Annotated in this window: 19 protein-coding genes; 3 read left to right on the plus strand and 16 right to left on the minus strand. The window is 53.0% G+C overall.

The features are described from left to right. Window positions 1–527: 527 nt before the first annotated feature. The 14 genes from PCOSP_RS06980 to PCOSP_RS07045 form a co-directional block, all read right to left on the minus strand. Complete coding sequence (locus PCOSP_RS06980) at window positions 528–1,373, minus strand: hypothetical protein (protein ID WP_464710630.1); 846 nt, start codon at window positions 1,371–1,373, stop codon at window positions 528–530. A gap of 1 nt (window position 1,374) precedes the next feature. Further along, entirely contained in the window at window positions 1,375–1,800 is a 426-nt protein-coding gene (locus PCOSP_RS06985) for a hypothetical protein (RefSeq protein WP_464710631.1), read from the minus strand. Between the two features lie 147 nt (window positions 1,801–1,947). Then, entirely contained in the window at window positions 1,948–2,412 is a 465-nt protein-coding gene (locus PCOSP_RS06990) for a hypothetical protein (RefSeq protein ID WP_464710633.1), read from the minus strand. Between the two features lie 21 nt (window positions 2,413–2,433). After that, complete coding sequence (locus PCOSP_RS06995; RefSeq protein WP_464710634.1) at window positions 2,434–3,531, minus strand: helix-turn-helix domain-containing protein; 1,098 nt, start codon at window positions 3,529–3,531, stop codon at window positions 2,434–2,436. Continuing rightward, window positions 3,521–4,141, minus strand: a complete 621-nt coding sequence (locus PCOSP_RS07000; RefSeq protein ID WP_019096084.1) for a hypothetical protein — start codon at window positions 4,139–4,141, stop codon at window positions 3,521–3,523. Before PCOSP_RS07000 ends, PCOSP_RS06995 begins: the two co-directional genes overlap by 11 nt. 685 nt (window positions 4,142–4,826) lie before the next feature. Beyond that, entirely contained in the window at window positions 4,827–5,891 is a 1,065-nt protein-coding gene (locus tag PCOSP_RS07005) for a toll/interleukin-1 receptor domain-containing protein (RefSeq protein WP_464710635.1), read from the minus strand. A gap of 537 nt (window positions 5,892–6,428) precedes the next feature. Next, complete coding sequence (locus PCOSP_RS07010) at window positions 6,429–6,800, minus strand: 4-fold beta flower protein (RefSeq protein WP_464710636.1); 372 nt, start codon at window positions 6,798–6,800, stop codon at window positions 6,429–6,431. Window positions 6,801–6,857: 57 nt separating this feature from the next. Further along, window positions 6,858–8,078: a UvrD-helicase domain-containing protein gene (locus tag PCOSP_RS07015; RefSeq protein ID WP_464711886.1), complete on the minus strand. Its 1,221-nt coding sequence runs from the start codon at window positions 8,076–8,078 to the stop codon at window positions 6,858–6,860. A gap of 154 nt (window positions 8,079–8,232) precedes the next feature. Beyond that, entirely contained in the window at window positions 8,233–9,951 is a 1,719-nt protein-coding gene (locus PCOSP_RS07020; protein WP_464710637.1) for an ATP-dependent nuclease, read from the minus strand. A 188-nt stretch (window positions 9,952–10,139) separates the two neighbouring features. Then, entirely contained in the window at window positions 10,140–12,095 is a 1,956-nt protein-coding gene (locus PCOSP_RS07025; protein WP_464710638.1) for a hypothetical protein, read from the minus strand. Between the two features lie 92 nt (window positions 12,096–12,187). Next, a complete protein-coding gene (locus PCOSP_RS07030; protein WP_464710639.1) occupies window positions 12,188–12,559 on the minus strand; it encodes a hypothetical protein in 372 nt (123 codons plus the stop codon). Between the two features lie 124 nt (window positions 12,560–12,683). After that, window positions 12,684–13,301, minus strand: a complete 618-nt coding sequence (locus PCOSP_RS07035) for a hypothetical protein (RefSeq protein WP_464710640.1) — start codon at window positions 13,299–13,301, stop codon at window positions 12,684–12,686. A 75-nt stretch (window positions 13,302–13,376) separates the two neighbouring features. Further along, entirely contained in the window at window positions 13,377–16,754 is a 3,378-nt protein-coding gene (locus tag PCOSP_RS07040; protein WP_464710641.1) for a site-specific integrase, read from the minus strand. Beyond that, entirely contained in the window at window positions 16,751–18,205 is a 1,455-nt protein-coding gene (locus tag PCOSP_RS07045; RefSeq protein WP_464710642.1) for a tyrosine-type recombinase/integrase, read from the minus strand. Before PCOSP_RS07045 ends, PCOSP_RS07040 begins: the two co-directional genes overlap by 4 nt. 489 nt (window positions 18,206–18,694) lie before the next feature. Between PCOSP_RS07045 and PCOSP_RS07050 the strand changes: the two genes are divergently transcribed. From PCOSP_RS07050 to PCOSP_RS07060, 3 genes are read left to right on the plus strand one after another with little or no spacing between them, the layout of a single operon-like run. After that, window positions 18,695–19,738 carry a hypothetical protein gene (locus tag PCOSP_RS07050; protein WP_464710643.1) on the plus strand — a complete coding sequence of 348 codons (1,044 nt, stop codon included), beginning with the start codon at window positions 18,695–18,697 and terminating at the stop codon, window positions 19,736–19,738. A 7-nt stretch (window positions 19,739–19,745) separates the two neighbouring features. Then, window positions 19,746–20,918, plus strand: coding sequence for a hypothetical protein (locus tag PCOSP_RS07055; RefSeq protein ID WP_464710644.1), 1,173 nt, complete (start codon window positions 19,746–19,748; stop codon window positions 20,916–20,918). Continuing rightward, the gene (locus tag PCOSP_RS07060) at window positions 20,915–21,601 is read left to right on the plus strand and encodes a hypothetical protein (RefSeq protein WP_464710645.1); all 687 of its coding nucleotides are present in this window, start codon (window positions 20,915–20,917) and stop codon (window positions 21,599–21,601) included. The genes PCOSP_RS07055 and PCOSP_RS07060 overlap by 4 nt, the downstream gene beginning before the upstream one ends. A gap of 94 nt (window positions 21,602–21,695) precedes the next feature. Here PCOSP_RS07060 and PCOSP_RS07065 read toward each other — a convergent pair whose 3' ends face one another. Next, complete coding sequence (locus PCOSP_RS07065) at window positions 21,696–21,863, minus strand: helix-turn-helix domain-containing protein (RefSeq protein ID WP_464710647.1); 168 nt, start codon at window positions 21,861–21,863, stop codon at window positions 21,696–21,698. Between the two features lie 425 nt (window positions 21,864–22,288). Next, window positions 22,289–24,085 carry a reverse transcriptase domain-containing protein gene (locus tag PCOSP_RS07070; protein WP_464710649.1) on the minus strand — a complete coding sequence of 599 codons (1,797 nt, stop codon included), beginning with the start codon at window positions 24,083–24,085 and terminating at the stop codon, window positions 22,289–22,291. Between the last annotated feature and the right edge of the window lie 44 nt (window positions 24,086–24,129).

Here is a 24,129-nt window from a genome sequence, read left to right on the forward strand (position 1 = left end):
CCAGCAGTCAATTTCTCCGAGGTGATCTCCCAACGACTGCTGCATTTGGAGAAGGCAACGGTAGCTTCGCTTTTTTGATCTCAAGACTAAACGGTGCGCTGGTATTGAGATCGTGGCTTTGGAGAACCTTCACTCCAACGATCACCGGGCCAGTGAGATCGGGCAATTGATACCACATCAGTGGGTACCGAGCTGAGTCACGCAATGAGTTAGCCGGACGCTTACCGTTTTTACACCCATTTCGGAAGCGGTTGTGCTCTGGCATGAAAATCTCCGATGGGGGTGCATGATGCGTTAGAAACGTGTAACCTGTGCCTAGGTTATCTACTAACCTCTTCGTCCAGACTGGGATCCATGAAAAACTGGAGGCTGGTCAGGCACCGTGGGTGTCCGTAGCCGGGAACGTCACCAGAACCTAGGTTTAGCGTGGCTATGACTTGTTACTGCGTTCAGCGAAGGGTATGCGTAGCTAGATATCACGAGAAAAGCGGGCCCCCATTTGCATATGCAGGGCCCGCTTTTTCGTTTCAGCTTGGAGCAGTCCAGTAGTCGTTCGAGAACACGTTGACGTGCGACTTATCTCTTAACTCCAGAATCCGGTCATGGCAGTCCTTGAAAACGCCGGATATTGTCCCGTTCCTTCCTTTGTCCTTCGACACGTTATAGTGTTCGTTGGTGGCAATTCTTTGGCCAAACCTGAAGTTTCCGTTCAGCTTGCACAGTGGCAGGTGAGTCGCGCCCGTCTCCAGTTCTGAATGATGTTCTTTTCCATAGGAGAAGAAGGTCTCGTTGTCATCCACATAGTATTTTTCAGGATAGTCCTCTTTGCGCTTCGGCATTCTGCGCTTGTTCAGGTCACTAATTGCCTGGTCGAGTGTCGGGACGAACTCTGATGCAAGTGTGCTCTGAGCGAACAGCTGCTCCAGTGCCATAAGCTCTGCTGCGATGAAGTTCCGGAAGGGAAGCTGCAACGCATTGCGGCTGCCAGCATCACGCATGTGCGTGTATACATGGGCCAGATTTTTGACCATCCTTGTGATGGTGGCTTGGAGGATGTTTTTGTAGCTGCTTGCCTCTGGGTTGAGCTCCACTCTGGCTACGAAGCAGGCGTTTGAAACCTTTGCTGTCAGCCTTTGATATCGGCTGTCACACAGGATGGCAACGCCATCAGCGCTTCTGGCTATATGAAGCACATGCTGTTCAAGCTGAAATTTTGCAGTAGAGGGGTTGAAGATGCTTGTGACGAAGTCGAAGCCTATCGCTTTGACTCTCTCGACTTCGCGTAATGAGCGTGGGATAAGAGCTTCTTTCTCCCTATCGAACAGGCTGCACGCACCCGGGTCATCCGAGACCAAAATGATTGCGCAGCGCATGTTATTTCATCATTTTCACGAGTACAGAGACGGGAATAGTAACCCGATCAAGCTCTTCGTCAGATAGGGATCCGAGCGAGTGCAATAACGCAAGGACGGCCTTTTCGCCTTTGTGTGTTGTGCGAGGCGTCTTCTGGGCTTTGCTCTCGACCGCGCTGTCGGTGGGGAATTCGAATGTCTCCGCCGCAGGTGCGACGGCTACCTTAGCCTTTTGGGTCGCATGCTCGATCAGCCTGACGTCCATTTCAGTCGCATAATCCTTAATGAAGGATTTGATGTTCTGCGGGCCTAGGATAGATTTGAAGTTCGGCGCCTTGGCTTCCAGCACTGCCGGTAGATTGCTCAGCAAGAGCGGTTTCTTGTGGGTTTCCCAGTAGTCTTTGGCCACGGTTTTAAGCGAATCTTTGACTTGCTGCAGATCGGTCACGTTGTATCCCTATCAGTGGTTCGAGCGAGCGCGGATTATGGCACATTGCCGTTGGCTGGAATCTCACCATGAAAGCTGATCTGGTGAGTGCCTGGGTACGTGCACCTCTATGGATGGTCGACCAGCTTAAGTGCTGCTCTACAACCTCTACATCTTCGTCCGTCGTTGAACAACGGTACTATTTGTGATCCGCCTGTTGATTTTTTCCTTCCAAGCGATTTGTTTGGCACTCAGATTACGTTTGAGCCGAGTACTCATCAAAAATGTGTACTCGCTTTCGTAGATATACCCAAACTTATAGGCGTGAATGATGAGGTCTAGGTTCGCATTGGCCTGGCTGTTTTTGGCGATGCGCTTCAACCCATCAAACAGTGTTCCGGTATCGATGCCGAGGAAGCGATTGATGCACACGTTGCCTACATAGGTCTTGTGGCCTGTCAGCTTGTTCTCAATCCAGCAGTGTTCCTTGATGTCCTGCCCGCAGGGGCAGTTGTCAAACTCCTCGCTGATCTCAATCCCGACCAGTACCCATTCCTGCCGCGCCACCGAGAAAGTCTTCGCCATTGAAAGTGGGAGGATATGTGCCTGTAGTCGCTCGAAATTGTGCTCCATATCCGCCTCGTAATTGATTATTTAAACCAGTCTCAAAGGTGACTCAGGTGGTATGAGCATGAAGCGGCTTTCAACCATCTCGCGGGTAAGCCCACAAGCTTTGAGAGCCTTTCTCCAGCTAGCGTGATCCAGCAAATCCAGTGCGCGCTGCACCAGTCGAGGTGATTCCATCTCGATCTGATCATCGAGATCTTCTCGCCGTGTGAAGCCCTTGCGATTCAGATAGGTGAAGCCTGATTTGGCCTGTTCTTGGCTGATGAGATCCAGAGCCTGAGCCCGATAGATCAGAGCCTTGAAACTAACCTTCCACCTCAGCTTGAGCTCACCCAAGGCTTGCCAGTTGAGATATCGGCCTCGCATTGCAGGGAATTCTCCTGCAAAGCTTGCCCTGGGCATCAAAAGGGCACTTGCGAATTGGTTGGCCTGATCTTCCGTGTGCCGGCAGCCCGTTTCCACACCTTGGTGCATCACCAGGTGACCGAGCTCATGGGCGATGTCGAAACGTTGTCTGCATGGGTTCTGCTTGGCGGTATTGCGAACAATCAGTGGGCGCTTGTTGTGTAGGGAGAACGCGTCGATGCGGTCATCCGCTTCAGCGATATTGACGACCAGCACTCCAATCTTCTCGACCAGTCTGGTGACGTTCGAGAGAGGCCCAAGCCCCAACGATTGCTCTCTGCGAAAACGCTCTGCAATATGTTCGATAGTATCGACGCTTGTCACTGGTTCATCATGTGTCCGAAAGCTGATATCCGGGAACGCGACTTCTTTGTCGAGCTCATCGATCAGCAGTTCGAAAAGCTCAACCTGAGCTGCAATTGATTTCTTCACCGTCACCGTTGAGGCGCGCACGCTTCGGAAATGGCATTGCTCAAGTTCAACGGAGCTGCGTCTAGGCGCAAAGAAAAACTCCTGAGTGACGCCCAGAGCCGTGCTCAGCATTTCCAGCTGTGCGGCGGAGGGAAATCCATTCACCTCCAGTTTGTGAGCATACTGCCGGGTAACTCCAAGCAGGTCACCGATGTCTGCAAGCGACCAACCGGACGCGCAGCGCGCAAGGCGCAGCTTGTCCGGAGAGAATTCGTCGCCTAATGCCAGTTGCTGTGTTCTATCGTCCATCTACGCTGCCAGGTTCGTCGGGTTTTTTCGTGTCGGCGTCTTTGTTTCTGCGAACCACCAAAGGTTCCTCGATCTCGACTTGAGCAGGGAGATCGCTGGTTCTGACCGGCACGCTGGCCTTGTATTCATGTGCCCAGTGGCAAAGGATATTTTGGTTGATATCGAAGCCCACGATCGTGGCTTTGAACTCAGGGAATTCGAGGTCGTTGTTCCCATCAACAAACAGTCTCCAAGTGGAAACCTCGGGGCTGGCCTCGAAGAGACTCAGTTGGTGCAGCTCGACCAGATTGGCCTTGAGCCGATGCAGCTTCTTAGGAGCATCAGGATCGTCGGTGACGATCTGTAGCAAAACACCGTTGATGCTGATCGTGAAGTCCATGGTGCCGTTTCGCAGCTCAAGCCATGGCAGGGTCACATCGGCACCCAACGCCTTACAGAGCCCTTGAAGACGCCCGTAGAGCAGGGTTGCGCGGGTGTATGCGGTATCGTTTGGTGTAGATGCATCAGCCAGCGCCTGATACGCAACTGAGATCACTTCCTGGCAGACCAGATCCAGGTATTCGGGGAGCAACTCGGGTGCGAAATGACTTGGGTGCTGGGTTTCGTGCATCGATACGACCTCGAAAACTGTGCAAATAAGGGATACTGTCAACCGGCATTTTTGTGCAGAAATCTTGGTTTGTCAACTGGATGATCTGCAGGCGCTTCGCACCCAAAAGCGTCTCAGCCAGCGGATACCGAGCCAAAACGTTTATTGATCGGTCGGGTCTATGCGAGCTCTGTGAGCAGCCGACACAACGCATGGTTTGGAGTAATGCTAAGCAATTCCTGGCATCACTCAACCAGTGGCACAATCCGCTGCAAAGTCCCCGCGCCCGTAACCCTCGAAAACCGTTCAATCTCGCACATGCACCGTTCCATCACGCTAACCCATGCGACTGCAGGTTCCTGACTAAGGCCACCGCGTTCATTTCCCCACCAGAACCATCTTCATTAGATGTGAGCACTAGCACTGGAGGGATGGCCAAACCGCATGCCGGGCTAAGAGCGAACCCCGGAGCCCATAAGGAACCCGCGAACTCGTCGGCTTTGATCGTCCGATACATCTGCGAATGCAGCACAAAAAGCTCACCTGGCGTTACGTTCACAACCCGAATCAGGGTGTCATCCTGGCGCGGCAGGCCACGAGGTGAACGCCGGATCGGATTACCCATTTTGGGCATTTCCGTATCTGTTGGAACCGAGCAATAACGCCGATGCCGTAGCGATACGATCATCGGCGCTGGCGTTATGATTTAGAAAGACATTCTGTGAAGTCGGTTGTCGAGGCGGATTGCCCAGTAGTCGCTGTTGCCCAGTGACAACGTCGTCTCGTGCTCTGTTTCGAAATCCTCGTGGGTCTCGCTCGACGCGCCGTCGATAAACTTTTTCAGCACACGAAGAGGCTTAAACATCTTTTTGATTAATGGATGCGAGGAGTTCAGCGTGCAGAATCCGCTGTCATCAATCTCGATTAATTGCTGGCCTGCTGCTCTCTCAAGGCCCTCAGCTAAATCCGCGTCTTTGAAGTTATCTATTTTTACGCGCTGTTGGAGACCGATTTCCTTGCAAGCCACGTAAGACACGTGCTTGGGCAGATTCTCCAGTTGAAGGCCAAGGTCAGTTTCGAGTTGATCAAGCTGATCCGCCTCACCCGTATACGCACGCTTGATCGCGGCCACTTCGTTTTTGTCTTTGGCTTTCTCAAGTTTTGCAATCAGATCCTTCTTCTCCTCCAGATCCGCTTCCTGGTCGGCTATGTACTGCCTGGCGTCATCCAGGTCGCTCACAACTTTCGCATGAGCGGCGGCGGACACCTGTTGATGGCTGGGCAGCTTTTTGAGAATTTTCGGGAGGCCTTTGAGGAATACATCGCGTTTGGACTCCCAGCGGGCAGTGTTCTTTCCAGTGAGCCCAAGCGTCGAGTTGAGCTGGTCTCGAAGTTCGGAAAGTCGTGTAGCGCTATTGATCTCAGTGAGTTGCGCGCCGGTGAGCACACCTTTGACATCTTCGAAGGTCAGAGGCTTCACCAGCAAAGGGAATAGGTTGTGGGACATCGCCCAGGTCGCGCCCAGCTCACAGAGACAAAACTGGGAAGCAAGATAGTTGGGTGTGATAAGGGCCACAACAGCTTTGGGGGATTGGATCGCCGCTTTGATGTGTTCTACGAAATTGGCACCAATAGGGATGCCCATACCTTCCAGCGAGGAGCAAAAGATATCGTCCGCGCTGATTCCCATAGCCGTAACCATTAAATCCACGAAAGCATCCGCGAGGGCTTTATCCTTTACGGCGTGACTGATGAAAATTTCCTTCGACAATTGCTTCTCCTTGAACACCCATGGTGATGGTTTCGGCTCGATGTGAGCGTCGGTATGGCGAATCTAGCAAAATCAAATCTACCGATGTAGCCGTCTTCGCAGGAAGTCGGCTCCATACGCCGAACAGGATCGGCGTGTGGAGAAGCTAGATTCGATGCGATTGCTATTTTGATGCCTTCGGCTTGAAGGGTTTCTACCGCACGCAGTCCATCGGCATAGGCTCCGATGCCGCCCAAATCTGCTTCAAGATCGCCCTGGATTTGAGCCATGCGCTCGGGCTGGATTTTGCTTCCAAATAGCTCTGCTGCCTCGGCCAGGTAGAGGTTGCGAGTGAGGATTTGACGCACGTCATCTGGCTGAGGTTTGCGGCCTTGCCGGATGTCTCCCTTGAGGATTTCGCGATAAGCTTCTCACCATTCCCGATCTCGCGAGCGCCAAGAAAACGTCTTCGTCCTGAAACGGATGGAATGTCCACACCCGTTCGTGGCTGTGCTTCATAGCTCAAAGCACAGGCATGAGGTGCAATTTTTGATCGCCCTACACCCGCCCAACAGCCCCACTTTTTAGAAAATCCTCCAAGGGTTCCTGGCTATAGCTGCTGCTGAGGCCTGGCCGAGCGTAGGCAGCATAGCGAGCGTATTTGGCATATTTTGCGTACTTGGCATACTTTGCAGGAGCAGCGTACAGCGCGTATGGGCATTGGCTGCCGATTGATCCCGCCCGCTGCCCTCGTCGGTTATAAAGCACTCCATTAACGAACCAGCCGATGTGCTGTCCGTTCCAGCCATATAGGTTTTCTTCAACAACATATGCCACAGCATGGCCTGACCAAAGATAAATGGACACCTCATTGTCGTCGGCAATGTACGCTACTGGTCGACCCCGACCGTCATAGAGTGTTTCTTCCATATTAATCCCCTAGATATCATGAGCAGCGCTAATGCTTAGCGCTAAAGTTTGTATCCGCTAAAGGTTCGGCAGAGGGAACTCCAGAATTGGAGTTTTACTAGAGATCGTGAGTGTGTGCCTGGCTCTGGAAATGGCGACGTAGAAGGATTTGGCGGCTGCAGATTTTTGCCTTGTGTAGTGGATCGCGTCGGGAATCAATACGTGGTCGAATTCCAGCCCTTTGAGGAGCAGCGGAGTTGAAATTGTCCTGGCCACCGGTGCTCTTCCTGTCCTGCTTAGGCGCTGCCTTACTGCTTCCGAAGCAGCGACAAGGCTTTGATGCCTGCCATCCATGATTTCACTTAATGCCCGCCTGGTGTCACCGATAAGCTCCCCTCGGAATGTCCTCGACAGGGGGTGACTCCTTTCCAGTTTCAATACCTCCAGAGCACCTTCAGCAGAACCACTAATCGACAGTAGCGCCCAGGCGGCGGATATTTCTATGTCGAGAATGGCATCGGATGGATGGCCTGGCGCAGCCGGAGCACGAGTGATCGCATCATCAATAAGTGATCTCAACCCATCGGCGCGTGCTTGTGGGGCGGACACTGACATATCCCAGATTTCTGCAAAATCCATCAAACGCTTCGCCGCTATTTCTTCAATCGATTGAAAAGCCCCCCTAGTGCTCTTGGCTAAGTCATTGCAGGTGTTTCTCCAGCAGTTTATCGCTGCCGTCGAACCGGTTCTGGAGTTGAACTCATCAAAGAACAACGACATATCAAATGCGTTATTGCTCTGGATGTAGTTTATGGGGCCCTCTCGCAGATCGATTGGTTCCCCTGCCATCAGCTTTTGCCGAGTTTCCGCAATCCATTTACCCAGCGCGGTATTTGCTGTGGCCCAGCGGTGGGGTATTTGAAGTTCATAAGCGTGGGTGAAATAACTGGCGACAGAGTCGCTCCAGCCGATTTTTGTTTCGACGAATTCAAAGATTCCCTGCATGGGATCCCCGAAAATAACGGTCGGAACGATGCAGGAGAGCCAGCCAGCAATCCAATGCTGGTACTGCTCGCAGTCTTGATATTCGTCTATCAGTACGCGGTCGTAGGAGGCCTTGATGACCTCCTGGACGACAGGGCTCTGCAGGATTGAAGCCGCACCAAGGTATACGTCATCCCAATTGGGCTTGTTGGGATGAAGTGCTGACCTTCCTGAGCGACCGGGGAACGCTTGGACGTACTGGCGAGCCCACGATGCAATGGTATCTACGACGACCTTGTCGTTGGGCACGTGCATTCGCTGGAGGCGAGCCCGGATTGCGTGAACCCCTGCATGTGTGTGAGTCAGTACCAAGGTTCGGCGCCCTAGTGCGGCCACCTTGGCGATCAGCTCCGTTTTCCCATGGCCTGCTGGAGCCACGACGGCCCGACGGCTGAGCGTGAGAATGGACTCAGGCGTTACCATAAAGCCAGCTCTCTAAGGTGCGGAGGCATATGCCTATGGGCGACACATGTGGGTTGTCGATAATTTGCATCACGAGAGCGGATATAGCGCGACCGCGCTCAGCATTTTTGAACCAGCTTTTTTCGGCGGCTAGATCGCTCAGGCGTAGCCGAGGGTTTGGGCAGACACCGACCAGATCCCAATCACAAAAACAGGCGTCGACATCAAGGCCTTCGAAGGTCTTTTCTAGGTGATCCAGTAATGTGGGCTCGCTGATGAACCCCGCTACCAGGTCGAGCAGGCCGTCAATTTGGGTATCAGTGGCTGATTGGAACACCGCTCGCTCCGTGTTCAGACCGCCCCCATACTCGATGACGCGCACGCCTTGAGCTTGTAGTTTGGTAGCAAAATGAGCGTCCAGTTTTCGATCTGAATCTCTGAATAGACCCACTTCGTATCCAAGTGCCCGGAGCGCGAGCGCCAAGGGTGGGCCTGCTGATCCCCCTCCATCAATAATGGCCGCGCCGAGTTGCTCGATCGGGACTCCATCGTGTCTGTCGGGGTAGCGCTCCCTCAATCCAAGCATCATTCCGAGTTCTGTTGCGCCTTCGCAGAGTAAAATTTTCCGGGCGAATAGGGCCCGTGGGGCCCCCTTCAAAACCCGGGAAATATCTCCGCTTGCCAGGGCATGTTTGATGTCTGCAACCGCCTCGGGCGAGCGGGAAACAATGAACAGAGAAGGTGGAGGCAACTCCGCCAAGACGACATCGGAGTGGGTGGTCATCAGAATTTGGCCTTTAGCCAGATGCGCCTTCTCCGCTTCCTTTTGCCATTTTTTGAGCTGAGCCATTGCGCCAAGGACGCGATGCGGCTCAAGGCCTTGCTCCAGTTCATCAACAAGGACAATTGCGCCTTCGCTGATAGCTGAACGTTGAACAGCCAACGTCGCCAAACGCCTGGTTCCAAGGCCTGCCAACCGCAATGGTACGGAACCGTCATGCAACGCGATTGAGCTGGAGTTGAATCCACCTCGCCCGAGCTCAAGGTCGGGGCCGTAGGCTTGGTTGATGTACGCGCCGAGTGAGCGGGCAGCTGTTTCGGCAGAGGCCGCAGCTTGGGCTAACTCTGGGATGGAGCCCAGGTTGGCACTTTGACGAGCAGAACGATAAGCATGAGCCAGCATCTGCGCGGTCTCATCGTTGGCCTCAGTCATCTTGGAGAGCACTGACCCTTGGGCCCAGGTCAGATGGCGTGCCTCGTCACCGGCCAGCCGGACAAGGCAGAACATGGCTCTGTCCCTGTTCGAAAGGATTCTTGGAACTGGATAGCGATCGCAGACCAGAGACCAAACGGGTTCCATGGTCGCATCGACCGAAAGTCTTACTGTCAGGACTGGGGTGTCGGCGTCCTCGGGTTCATCGTTTAGCTCGCCGGTTGGGGAGAGACCACGAAGATACAGGCCGAAGCGACCATCAGAGAGCAGGGCGCGAGACAATTCGCCGATCGTGACTTCCACTTCGATGTCTTCAGCGGTGTTCGCGTGGTGGAAGTCGGCTTCGTTGAAGGTCATCCACCGTGGGGATAAGGCCGCCTCCACGGCGTCCAGCACGGTTGTTTTCGCGCTGTCGCCCACGCCGATCAGGCAACAAATGGACTGTCCCATCAGCTTCCATTCAAGATGCTTGATGCCCCTGAAATTCTTTACAGTCAACTGCTCAACGCGCATCCATCACCCGAGAAGTGGCCTAATGCAATCAAGGGTAGCTGAGCTCAAACATAACTCAATGTTTGGCCTATCGTTTTTCGGAATCGTACGCCGCCAGAGTCGGATGCCGTTCCGTGGCCAAAGCGATTGGGTGAATCGTGTCTTCGGGAGGGCTGCGACGACAGTCTCGGGACAAACTCAATCAAGCATCACTCAACCAGCGGCACAATCCGCTGCAAAGTCCCAGGACTCGCTAGCCTCGGAAAGCCCTCAATCTCATACACGCAGTGCTCAATCACGCGAACCCCTTGCGCCTGGAGGTTCCTGACGAAGGCAGCCCCCGACCTTTCCCCACCAGCACCGCCTTGAGCGGAGGTGAACACCAGTACCGGAGGGAGCTCGACCCCCAGTGCTTCGTTCGGGCTCAGTGCAAATCCTGCATCCCATGAGTACCCCGCGAACTCGTCCGCTTTGATCATCCGATACGTCTGTGACTGGGACACGAAAAGCTCATTCGACCTGACGTTCACAATGCGAATCAGGGCGTCATCCTTACGTCGAAGACTACGTGGAGAGAGCCGAATCAGATCGCCCTTTTTAGGCACTTTCGTATCTGCTGGAACTGAGCTGTATCGCCGATTCAGCAACTGGGTAATATCAGGGCAATCACAGATCACCGCGATGCGCTGAACATCCTCTACATCGATCCGTGCCTCGATCTCAGAGAGCTTCCGGAGGCATTGCTGGATCGGCAAAGCACTTTGCTGGCGAATGCGGACATCCACGCTAGGGAAGTAGCGAGACATCTGGTCAACAGCCGCATTGGCGGGCAGGGTGACATCGATCAGCGCAACCAAATTCACCACATTCTCCAGCTCTGTCAGCAGCTGAAAAATCTCGAATAAGGGCAGCTGATTGAACTGATGTACGACGATCGCCTGCGCATGAGCGCCATCTGTAATTTCGTAAAACGGGACAGGGGCATCACCCAACTCGTTTTCATAGGCCGCGCACCTAGCCTTGGCGATCGTCACCGAAGTCGGGAGGCTGTTCGTTAAGAGCTCCGATACCGCACAGTACTGCTGGGTGAATTCAACGGCTGCTTTGACATCGTCATATCGAACGAGCAGCACGCGTGAATTCAGTGCCAAGGTCACTTCGTCGAGCATGTCGAAAGCGAACATGTCCGGGGTGAACGCGCTCAAGCGGCTGAAGGCGTGTTTAATCTCACGCTCGCTATAGACTGGGTGAAAGGGCGTGCAGATCCTAGTCAGATGATTGCGTACCAAGCTCTGCAGGAGATGGTTCGACTGGAGCTGAACATGGCCCTCCGTCGCCACAACCCAGCCGTGGCCCTCACACTCGCGAATCGCGTCAAGCACATAGTCCGAGCCCTCGATGACGCTGGCGATAACATCACCACCGCCATCTGCGTCAACCACATCTGCCACACGCCCATAAACAGAAGCGACCTCAACAAGGGTGTTGCCCGCAGTTGACTGGGCCTCCAAATGCCTAAGAAGTGCCCAAGCCTTCCTCAATCTAGGCGTCCGATTGAAGCCTGGATGATCCATAACTGAGTTGTCATCGGCCCGAAGAAACGACAGTGCCATTGGGGGGAACGCAAGGAGTAAGCAGGCGTTTACCGGCAGACAAATCACCATCTGCTCAGCACTGGCTTGGTTGAACCCTTGAGTCATGATTCCAACCACCGATTCCTGGAAGGCCATGTACTCCTGCCATGCGAACTGCAACTGGGCCGTCTGAGCATCGCCCAGGTGCTTCCCAAGAATGAACCGACTTTCATGGTCAAGCAGCTGCCGCACACTGCGCCGTTCCATCAAAGCAGCTTGTTCCAAAATGCTCGCGAGCCCGGACGGCGGTGCGTACTGTGGGAGCGCTTTCTGTGTACTAACGAAGCCCGCCAGTGCCTTGCATTCGTCATATGCCACGCAACCAGCGGAGTCCAGGTAGGTAATGGCCAGCCCCCTCCCGCGCTTAGCGATAGACGCGCGATACGTCATGCCGGGGAATAGGGAGTTCGACATTAGCTCTGGATCGAGCCGAGCCTTGAAGAATGTCCCGGTCGCCAGCGATAGGAGATGGAATTGCCGTTCGCCACCCAGCGTGAGAGTGAATTTCCGGACGAAGTAGTACTTTGCCATTGGCCTTATGCACCGTCGGGTAGAAAGACAGGGAAATGAAACTGGAAGGAACTTGCTGTAGAGCTGCGAAGCGCGCCCCACCCACGGCCCAGTTAGAACGTGAGGATCTTTCCTGACCGAATGATCTCTTCCCGAAAAGCCGCACGCTGCAAGCCACGCTCGGCATCTCTCAGCTGGGTTCGGAGCAGTTGGATCTCGGTTCGCAAGCTGGCCAGCGATTTGTCGTACTGCGAATGGGCTTTCGTTGAGGGTTGAGATCGCAAATGCTCCAGTAGCAGGTCAGCAATCTGGGGCAGCTCGTGCCCGCCGCGCCCTTCATAGAAGACCTGCCTGGTAAGCCCCACCGTCCCGGCAAGCCATGCAAGGTTTATCTTGCCGGCCCGCATGGGCACGCCCTTGCCTGATTCGATGATCTCCAGGGCTACCTGGCGCAGCCTCTTCGCCGACTCCAGTTCCGGAGCCATGGCGAGTAGCACCTCATGCGGCGAACCGCCCATAAAAGCACCTGTACCAGAAGCACTCCTGGATGACCCAGCCCCAACTCCTAACCCAACCTCAGCCTCTGTACTAGAGGTACGATCATTCAGTTCACACACGGGCATTCTTCCATTTGGCATAGGGGGCAATGAGTGTTGAGTCGGCTATCGGTTTCGGAATACCGCTGACATCCGAGAGGTCAGTCAGGGTGTCGTTGATGATCCGAATGGCCCGCTTGTGATCGAGGATCCTGTCCACCAACTGGCAGGTCACTTCATACTCGCGCTGGTACTCAAGCACTCCGCAGGCCTTGGTAGCAGCGTCCTGAGACCGGGCAGCCTGCACGGGGCGTTTCGACAAATCGTCCACGATGTTGCGAAGCTTGGCGTTCTCCTCCTCCAGCTGCGAATTTCGGATCATGATCGGATGCAGTGAATCTATGTCCGTGTTGTATGGGGTGGAAGGGGGACTTCCATTGCCGAGCAGCCCTGGATACGCGTCGAGACACTTCCTGTATGACTTTCCACGCTTCAAAAGCAGGCTGCGGTCGAGGTTACAAATACGAGCGACCTCATCTGCTAGCTGACTGACGTTTTTGAAGGGCTCAGCCTGTTGCTGAAGCACCTGCAAGGCGGCATGGATTCGAGCAATAGTTGCCTTGAGTTGCGCGGCACCTCTTCGCTCTTTATGTGTTGGCGTGGGCAGGGTTTTGGTGATTTTTCTTTTCATGATCAGTTCGGCCCAGTCTCGCGAGCTCGTCTAGCCATTTCAACGAACATGGACTCACGAACTTGCTGGGTCATCTCAGTTCGCTCCTACCATGGAGGCTTGATGGTTGAGGAGGAGGGCAGAGGGCTTACTCAGCGCATATTTAGAGATGTCCTCGAATGAAAGGCCTGTACCGCCCATGATCGACAAGATCTGCCCGATGTAGATTTCCCGCTCTTCGATTGGTTGAGTGGCGACCTGCATGAACTCGGGGTTGCGTGTCAGCTCATCAAGGATCAGAGGGTAGTGGTCTGACGCGAAGGCAGGGAATTGAGAGGCGTCTATCAGCATTGAGAGGACACGTTGTTTGGGATCATTCATATCCACGCTTTGCCGCACAGTGCCCGAAAGATCCCTGTGGCGTGCGATGTATCCTGGTGAGAATTTTTCTTCCCGCCAGTTTTGCTCCAGGATCTGACAAGCTTGTCGGCACCCAGCGAGCTCCAGCATGCACAGCGAAAGCTCCTCATGGATGACCTCTATGTCCGGGGATGCGGGGTGAAGCTTGTGGGCTCTCTGGAGCTTATTCTTCAGCTGCTCACTGCGGTTTGCGAGGTCTCTGATCTTGGCGTTCAGTCCAGGGAGATGGTCGATCCCAAACACGGCATAAGGGCAGATTCCACATGTCCTCGTCATCTTGGTGAAGTCCAAAAGCTTTTTGGGGCAGTTGCCATTCAATGCGCATATACAGCAGTCCATAAATTTAATGTGTTGGTCTTTGGTACTCGCAATCAAGTCAAGGCCCGTCTCTTCTGTGTCCAAGATTTCTGGTATCACTGAGATCAGATGTTGGTCGCGTATGACCGCTTCTCTGTTCTGCCCCCAGCCTCTGACCATCGCAGAGTCAGGAGACGATGGAGTGATAGTCCTACCCATCAAGGCTGCAAACGCATGCTGCCCCACATTTCTGTTGGCGGCATCGATAATTGCCACTGTTTCTTGTGTGGTTGGAACGACATAGTGCGCACTTGTGAACTCTTGGGCATGGCCGACTTGTGCGCCAATGATGGAATAATCAAGGTACGCATAGATCCGGCGATGCGTGATCCATGTGGCGCGCAGGGCATGTGGTGTATGGACTGCTGACCATTCCCCCATTTCGTTGCATTCGACGAACTCATGCCGACGCTCAGCGGGTACAAAGCTGTTGTACAGTTCCTGGAATCCTCTCAGGATCAATGTCCACTTTTTGTTGTACGAAGTGTCGGAGAAGGGTGTTCCGGCTTTACACCATGGGCTACGGAACAGGGGGCAGATCGGGCTGTAGTTTCCTTGATTGGCGGGGTCATTTTGATAGTTTATGCTCTTGTATTTATTTCGATACTCCTTAGTTTGAAAATGCCGCTCTAGAAGAAGAACGTCCATCACCTTGTATGGAAGGGTTACAGGGCGGCTATTTCCGTTTTTGTCGGTATTTACGAACAGGATGCAGCTGCCAATGCTCCCTCTCATCGTCTGATCGTAGTACTTGTCAAAGTTGCGGACATCAAGCCACTGGCTATTCTGAAGCCGCAGTCCTGAAAAAAGGGCTACGGTTAGCATCCTGAGTTGAGAAAGCCATGGTACATAGACATATTCGTCGGTTGATAGGTATTTACCGTTCCACCATGAGTAGATGTTTGTGATTTTTTGGATGGGTACTTCGACTGATTCAGAAGAGTCGTTTGGATTCCAAAGTTTAAGAGTGTACGAAATGCCGAACTTCTTCAGATCGATCCAAGTTGAGTTTCTCAGGTCTATGATTTGTTGGCGGCTGTAAACGCCCCTAAGACATTTGTTCTGAAGCTCTACCCCGATAGCATCCAGGGCCAACATGTATGCCTCGACCATCAGCATGGAGTCGATTGGTAGCGCAATCTTGTCACTCTTTCCCGCCGACCCGCTGCCTGTTGAGTCTAGCTTGGGATGCACAGGGTTCTTGTAGAGGCTGCTAATCAGCACGCCGCCGTCGACCATAATCTCACCTGCATTGAGGATGCCGACCTCAAAGAAGCGGTACATGACGTTGATGAAGGTCGACCTGGTTTTACGAGTCCGCTTCAGGTCGTAAAACTGGAGAAGGGTCAGAGGAAGTGGTACTTCTGAGTGGTCTACAGGGTGTGTAAATGTGGTTTTTTTGGTGGTGCGGATCCAGAATACGGAGCGATGAAACTCTTCTATCAATACTGGAAATTCAATAGCACTTTCGGGGTTTTTTTTGAGCCACGCTGGAAGATAAATGCAGATATAGTCGAGCAGGATGTGCACGTATCCTATTTCCTGACGGCGGGCAGCGATGTTCAACCTATCATCGATATAATGTAAATGATGTTCGCAGATCCTCGCCCAACGGCTTAGGTTTTCAGGGCTGAGATTGTTGTCGTAGTAAGTATTGAGCCAGTCGTAGTTGTCCCTGGAGCGGCGCGCCCGCCCGGGTAAGATCGAGTACTCTTCAGGAGGCAGAACGTCAAGAGCTTCCTTGATGTTGCTTTCGGCATGGCGCAGTTTCTTTTCGGCCTTTTTTTGAGCCTTGGTTTTTCGGCCATCCGCGCCTGAGTGATATCGAATTCGATTTCGCTCTAGGACTTCGTCCCTTGATGGTTTTCCTGAAAAACTTCCCCAGTATTCGATGAAGCCCTTGTAGGTTTTTCTGTGCTCTTCACTCGAATCCTTGACTGAGGTCATGCTTAAGTGTGCGTGATAGGCTTCAAGCGCCCGAGCTTGCTCAGGGCTTATGATCTGGGGATGTGACTTTGCAAAACAGTGAACCCATGCCAGGTACGAAAAGTCGTTGTTTTTTCCCTTGTTTTTGCTGGTGCGGATATAGCGCTGCTTGTCCACCACGCTGGGGGCCAAATCCCAAAGCTCACTGAAATTAATATCATCTGGTTTGTGCCAGTTGACACGGTACTGGAATGCGCGGGTGCTGCGATGAATATTAGACGTTTTGATCTTGGAGATTTCGTGAATGAATGTCTCAGATTCTGCTTTAAAGTCGGGGTACTTAGCCCACACCCCAGTTACCGTGAAGGTGTGCGGAAGGGTGACTTTACCCTTAGCCCACAAGCGTACGAACATTGCACGCAGGGGTACGCGGAGCCCTCTGACATCCATGAAGTCGGCTGGTTTTTCACCCGTAAGCTCTAAATAAATAGTCTTAGAGAGCTTTGTATCCTCTTTGCTATCGGAGGTGATACAAAGATCATGCAGTTTTATGAGTTCTTCAGTCGTTAGAAGACGGCCTTTCCGAAGTCTCAGAAAGATAGATGTTGCCAAGCGATGCCTTGCCTGCCGATCCCGCATAAGCTCGGGATTAGCCTTGCCAGGTCTGGTTTCGATAGCTAGCGCCCTATCCGCCAGTTCATGCAGCATAGCTATAGCGCTCTCAAGGACGTCATCGGCGTGCGCAATAGGGCTGTTGGTGGTGTTAATCACGCTTTCATGTCCCGCAGCAGCAACTCCTCGCCCAGGCGGGCATAGGCATGGCCCCGGTAGTAATCGATGTCGTCACCATCGCCACGGCGGTAGATGAGTTCGTTGGCAGCATCCACGTCTACAAGCGTGTTAACGCCCAGATCTGCGGCGTAGATCTCAGTGCTTTTGCGGTCGGCGTGTCCCATCAACAACTGAATTTCAGGTAGGTCGAGGCCCGGCTTAGGTCGGCCCGGCACCATTACGTAGTTGCGGGCCCACACGCCGAAGAGGTGTCGGAAGTCGTGGGACGAGTAGTTTCCTTGGGGGGCGACGAACTTCAGTTTCTTTTGGGTGGCTTGAATGCGGCGGTTGATCGCCTTGTTGACGCTGTTTGAATTGAGTTCGCAGAGAGGTACACCGTAGGTGTCTTCATCAAGCGACAGCAGCAGCCAGCGACTGTCGGAGCAGGGGCGCACAGCCACGTAATCAGCCAGCTTCTGCCAGAAAATGGATTTGAATGGCTCAAACATCGTCACGACAGCAGTCTTTCGACCTTTGAACCCAAAGCGTTCCTTGTTCGTCGTGTCGCGAAGGCCATCAGGGTCTTCTACGCGAATGATCCTCTTGTGAGCGTCAACGTCCTCCAGGCGCACCCCAACCGCTTCCGAGAGTCTCAGGCTGCCAAGTCCCAAGCTCCAAATCAAACCGTCCAATGGGGTTGGGGCGTTCTCAAGCATGGGTAGGATATGTGGGAGGCCAATGTGTTTGGCCGTACGGTCTTTCTTGATCTTAGGGGCGCGCAGGCCGCCTCGGGCTATCTTTGCGCCGGCACCAAGGGTGGGTTTGACCTGCAGCGTGTTGGCATGGATTCGAGCTAATTCCTGAGGGCTGCGCACCCTGGGATTGAGTTCCGGCAACGCATTGGCTTGAGTCTGGGGAGACAGACCGGTCAGTACGGAGGTCAGTTCTGCCTGTTCAAACGTGATTGCGCTGCAGACGTTCAGCATGCGATTGGCGCCTGCGATGTACTGCCCGGCAGACTTGGGGGAGATCGTTTTGCGGCCCGTTCGGATGAATGCCTGGCGGACGATCGGGTCTTTGGCCTGCGCACCGTCGATGAGATATGACGGGAAAAGGTGCATGGTTTTCGATGCAGTCGCGGGGTCGAGTCGGCCAGAGAGGGCGCCGGTTTCGTAGAGGAACTCGGTGAACACCCGCCCACCTCTCTCCATCGCGATAGCCGAGTTGCGCGAGCAACTGATGCCGATCTCGCCCCAGAGGTGCTCGGTGAATTCGTTGAAGAAATCCAATGGTGCACCTGTGGCTGTCTCGTAGAGCCTGGGTGGCTCGCACTTAACTCGCGTGAGGCTGTTCATCGCCTCAATGCTATTGCCGGCGGTTGGCTGTTTTTGCGAGGCCGCAGGGGCTGGATTTGGGCCTTTTCCAATCAAGGCAATCTTCGGTTTACGCATATATTGACAAGAGCCTGAGATAGTGGTGTAATATGGGAAGCAAGATGACTGTAAAGTATAGTTTGAAATGACAAAAAGTTCTTATTTTTAGGATTTTTATGTCTTTATATGCATTTTGTCACCGTATTGTGCTACTCAGCACGACCTTGAACCCCTCTCGTATCCTCGCAAAGCCGCGTCGTTCAAGCCTTGACGTCTCCCTACGCCCCGGTAGCACGCTAAACCTAGGTCGTTAAGCAACCAGTGCGCTCTCAGCATCAATTTCATGACTTTTTGTGCACTTTCGCGATGCGCCAGTGATGAATCGACTGCTTCTATCCCGACGAACAACCGTATCGGAGGGTGATGTCACGATGGTCGGCTTCAGCGTTTTGCGTTATTTTGTGCTGGCATGAAGCCATACCCACAGCAGGACGCACCTTCTCGGCAAGGGCTTTTGATCCCTGGCCGCTATCGTTCCTGCGCACTTATTTCGTGACAGGAACGACCATGTCAGGCGGCGAAACCGAAAAAATTGCGAGGCTCGCGGAGCTCGTTTCCAACGAGATCTTCAGCTTCTTCCGCTGGAAGAAAGAGGGGCCGGCGAACCTCAACTTCGCCTGTGTGAAGAAGGAGACACACGCGCCCTCGAAGAAGTCTGAGCACACGCATCCGACTGACGTGGTGTTCAAGTACGCAGACCCTTATCTGAACAAAGCCGTCTACCTTCATACCGATTTGAAGAGCTACGCGGTGGGCTCGATCACGCTGGACTCGATCAAGAAGGCTTTGAAATCCCTAGGCAAGACCATCGACTGTGCGCGTGCCTCGATGGAGTGGCAGACGCGCTACCACTTGGCTAAGCGTGAGAGGTATGAGGTTCGTGGGATGCTGTTCGTGTACAACCACGACGACGAGTACGACAAGAATTTCTACGATCACTTCAAGGACTACAAGGGCGAGAACCTGCACATCAGGGATTCTCAGCAGATTCATATCGTCGAACCTTCACTGATCAATTACCTGAAGACGCTGCAGATCGATGTGAATGCCCTCAGGGCGGCAGGGACATTTCCGAAGGACAACTACACCTTCTATTACCCTGACCTCGTTTTGCACAAGGCTAGTGGCGAGTACTGGGAGCGTGCGGCCACCGCTGAGCTCATCGCTTCGCCGTACATGATCATCCACCACAAGGAGGTGATCTCGTACTGCGAAAAGGCCATGAAGCCGACAGAAACGTATAGTGAAGGCTACCTGATCTACTATCGCCGCGATGGCAGCAGTGAGATCGAATTCCGGTACCTCTTTGACGCCCTGTCCAGGTTCCAGATCCTCAACGCCAACAAAGACTTGAAGATCCGGATCAGGGTCGCCAATCGCTACCATCACAGCAGCATCCTCAGCAACTTCAACGCTGCCATCAACAGCTACGTCACTGAGTGGGGGGAAGACGAGAATCGCAAGCGGAAACTGCAAGCGATCGAACTGGATATCGTGAATCACGCGATTCCGAACTATAAGCCCGAAGCGATCGGCTGGGAGCGAGACTGACATGAGAATGGGTAGCCTGTACTTCGCGTCCGACAAAGCGATCTTTGACGCGCTCACGCAGCGAAGCCTGACGAGCGCTGAGCTCCGGAAGGTCTTTCTCTCCAGGGGGATCGTGATCTCCAACGAGTCAGACAAAAAATTCCTGGCCAATCGGTTCAGCGCCCTGTTCCATGACTACTACGACTATCGGAACCTCTCGCTCCTGGTAGGTGGCCGTGACAGTCGTGAGAAAACCACGAATGTGGTCGTCACCACGGCGGTTACAAAAGATCAGTTGACCGACGCTCTGACCTCCGTCAAGGAGTGGCTTGTGGATGATCAGCACGAGCAGGCTGAAGTAGCCATCCATGGGGATCAGCTCAAGCTCACCGTCAAATACCAGAAGCTTGATCTGAGCCAGGCGGAGTTCCGCCAGGTCGTCGAGAAGACGGCGGAGGTAATCCTTGAAAAGCAGGGCAGCGGCTGGAAAATTACTGGCCCCATGAACGACAAATTCAAGGACATCACCGATCAGTTGTATTCCCAGATCGAGATTGTCACTGACAAAGACGTGGCGACTCGCACCATCTCCCTGGAGGCAATCCCGGATGCCGGCATCAGGACGAACTTCCTTCGCAGCTTGATCCGAAACCTCAAGGGTATGGAAGTGGTCGATGTCGTCGACGTCTCCACATTCAACCCTAAAGATCGAGATGATGATGACCTGGATCTCAGTGATGAGGCGTTGGTGATCGAGGATGCGGTTGAGTTTGACTCAGAAGATGAGGGTGATGAGGAGGAAGGTAGCGACTCTGAAACCGAGCTGGCGAGTCCCCAGCCGGAAGCCAGGGTTCACAAGATCATCCGCATCGACAAGGCATCTCTGAAAGGCAAGGGGGTGTTGGAGTCCAAGCAGCTGATGGAGCTTGAGGGGCACGGTTTCTACCTGTGGAAGATTCGGTGGACTGCTCGCGAGAAGCTTGTAGGGGCAGAGATCGTCCAATTCGAGGCTCAGTTTGGTAACCAAGCCAAGTACTGCGATTTCTCCTACATCGTGAAAGGGGTCTACAACTACAACAACGGGAAATACGCCAAGAACTTGGTGCGTGCCGAGCCGGTGTTTGAGCACAAGCTTAAGATCCGCTTGGAGGAAGCGGCGCAAAAGACACTGGATGACATCGAAAGGAGCTTGATGGCATGAAGTCAAAGCGGCTGAAACTCTGGGTTCTGACCGCGCGCATTGATTTTCAGACCCTTGTGCTTGGGCTTCGACAGCAATCGTTCAATGACCAGAACCGTGTCGGTGTCGAGGCTATTGAGGTTCTGGATGACAAGGCCATCTTTCGGTATCACGAGCAGCGGGATATTACCCAGTCGTTCACGAACCCCCTAGGCGAGACCGTCGAGTCGAGTTACTCGACGTTCATCAGCTTCGACATGGTGTTCGAAACAATTGGGCCGGATCGCTATTCGATCTGCATGAGTTCGCCTCCCAAGGATGTGAAGCCGTTCGTGGAGCTCATCCGAGCCGCAACTGCGACGAACTTCGCGCTTGAGATCGTGAAACCAGACATCTCGTCGGTCTACCAGCAGCTTAAGGCAGACAAACGCTTCACGAGGGTGATGGCCAAGCGCATCGTGTCCGGAGCTGTGACGTTTGATATCGAGAGCAGTTACCGAGTGGATATCGCCTCGACCGGTAACGCGATGACGAAATTGCTGGAGATCACGGGTGGGCGCTCAACGCCGATCGACAAGATCAAAATCGTCTACACGTACGACTCGACGCCCGTGCAGATTGAGCTGTCGCGTTCAGGCTCGGTTGCAGTGTCGTGGGATGACGAGGATCACCTGCATCTGCTGACGGGTTTCTTGATCCGTTAGGTCGCAGAAGCCGCACGAGGTCGAGCGGGATGAGACAAGTCCGGCTCGGCTGACTCGGCGGTTGGGGCGTTTAGCGCATTTGGTGCTGTCCCAGTCAGGCTTCTAACTGCCAGTAACGACTTACTGTAGTGCGGGGAAGCCCGAGAATCTCAGTGGCCTCAGCAGGCGTTTTGCCTTTTGCTTTCAATGCCAATACAGCGGCTCGGTTGAATGGCTGCGCTCTACACCCTTGGTGCAATTCACGGATGGAGTGTTCTGCCAAGCTGAGGTCACCATTTATGTGCTTATGTGCTTATGTGCCATGGCCGGCGAAACACGATTCCGCTCTCCAAGATGTTGCGGATGTTCTGAGCATCTGACGAAGACGCCTTTCGGACGAAAAAACACCTGATGAGCTGAGGTACCCCGTCGGCTTGTAAACCAAATTTTTCATTTGTTAGCTACTGAGGTTTACTGTTTAAAAAATTGGTTTACAGCAAGTGTCTGGTCACTACGTCATGCATGTCGATGGCTCTCAGGATCTCAAATCCGCGCAGACGCATTCCAGCTCGGCTCACCAGGCGTTGGTTCCTTCGGAGTACCTAGGGGACTCTTGACGAAGAAGTTTGATGACATCATGAACAAACTGAGGAATGGGTGTTCATCGCTTAGGGCGCGGCAAAGCGGCCATTGAGCCTTGGTCATCCGTCAGGCTGATTTAGCCTTCTGAAAGCGTTCCCTGTGGAGCCTTGTTTGATAGGTGCTGCTAAAAATCCCCTTGCCGAGATTTTCGGGCAAGAGGTTTAGCGATCTATCCCCCAGATAGTCGTACAACCTTTTCATAAGCAGAAAGTCGGCTCTCTTTGTAAAGTTGTTCAAGCTCTCCAGTGGTATGAAACCGTAAAGCGCTGCGTCGATATTGTTTTTAGCGCCTCTGGCTGTGACGCCGATCACTTCCATTGAGTCGTTAAACATAGGGCCCCCACTGTTTCCCTCCATTAGCGTGAAATCTACCAGCCAGAGATCAAGGTCAACCTGTCGACGCCGTTGAGTAGTATGGCCTTTCGCGATGTAGTGTGCTGTTCCATCTCGATGTTTAGGAAAACCGATAGATAGAACCGGATCCGTGGGGCGAACAATAGTCTTGTCACATTTTCGCAGGGCAGGGATGTTTCGAAACCCCTCATTGGGATGAAAAATAGCCAAGTCTGCTTTCTTGTCCGAAAGGATAAGCTCTGCGGAGTATTCTTTCGGGTCACCGGCACGGTGGAATGAAATGGAGTGACGAGCGATGGTTTTGGATACCCCGGTCACGACGTGTTCGTTGGTCACGATGCCGACACCCTCCAGAAGGAAGGCTGTTCCTTGGCTTTCGTCAATGATGTTGTTCACGACAAAAATCGAGTTGCCTAAAATTTCTTCTGGCGATTTTTTGAACTCAGGATTTTCTTTGCCTATTGCCACTGTGAACTCGTACGCCAATCGACGGTATATTTTGTCACCTCGTCCTCGAACCATCTGGATGTAATTTAGTCGTCCTTTGACCACCTTGATATAAAAGTCGCCAGCATTGTCCTTTGTCCGCAAAATTTGTCGAGGCTGCAGCGGCTGATTCTCTCCCTTGAGGATCTCCAGATATCTGGCTTCTGCCAGCTCAGGCCCGTAGCGCTTGAGCGCGTTGATCATTGAGCTCGTTAAACGGATGAACTCTCTCGTAACATTCGGCATATCGTTAACGACAAGGCCCGTTACCATCTGTCGCTGCGTTCGATGCTGAAGACGCGTCTTTTCAGGATTTATGATGAATCCATTGGATTTGATGATTTCTTCCAGCTCGCGCCCAGGTATCGCTCTGCCGTCCTCGGATATTTCTACAATATCCTTCGGTAGATGTTTTGCGGTGCTGGTGAACGAAAATGTTATATCGTCAGCATACCTGGTGAAATGACATTTGCCTGACTTTGCTAACGCCTGAAGTTGTGAATCAAGCTTGCGGCATATCATGTTAGATATCAGCGGTGACGTAGGAGCGCCTTGAGCTAATTTTCCTTCGCTGCAACAGATTTGTGCCATCACCGTCGCAACATTATGGGGTGCATTGAATGGGTGAGCCATGAATAAGTTTCTGACTCGCCCGAAGTGAATGCTTTCGAAAAAATTTTTCAGATCAATGTTGAATACATATCTTTTTCTGGAGTGGGCCTGAGCATTTGTCTTAACGTTCCTGCCCTTGACGAAGCCATGGCTGGAAGATTTTGGATGATAAAAATTTTCTAGATGCGGCAAAAGTGCATGCTGAATTTTTTTCATCACCCGTTTGGGGGCTTTGATGGAACGATGGGTTTTGTTTTTCTTTAAAATGGAAAAGCTTACGTAATGGCTGCCTTTCCTTTTGTAAAGAAAGTTCAGTAATTTGTTTTGATCAACCTTTAGTAGCTGGCAGAACCCATCCAGGCTGCTAAAACCTTGGCCAAACAAATTCTTGAGAATTTCGTCGATATCCATTCGTAGTACCGGGTCTCGGGGCTATTTTCTCTTCTACCGTCGCC

It is taken from the genome of Pseudomonas sp. MAFF 730105 (genome assembly GCF_055380705.1).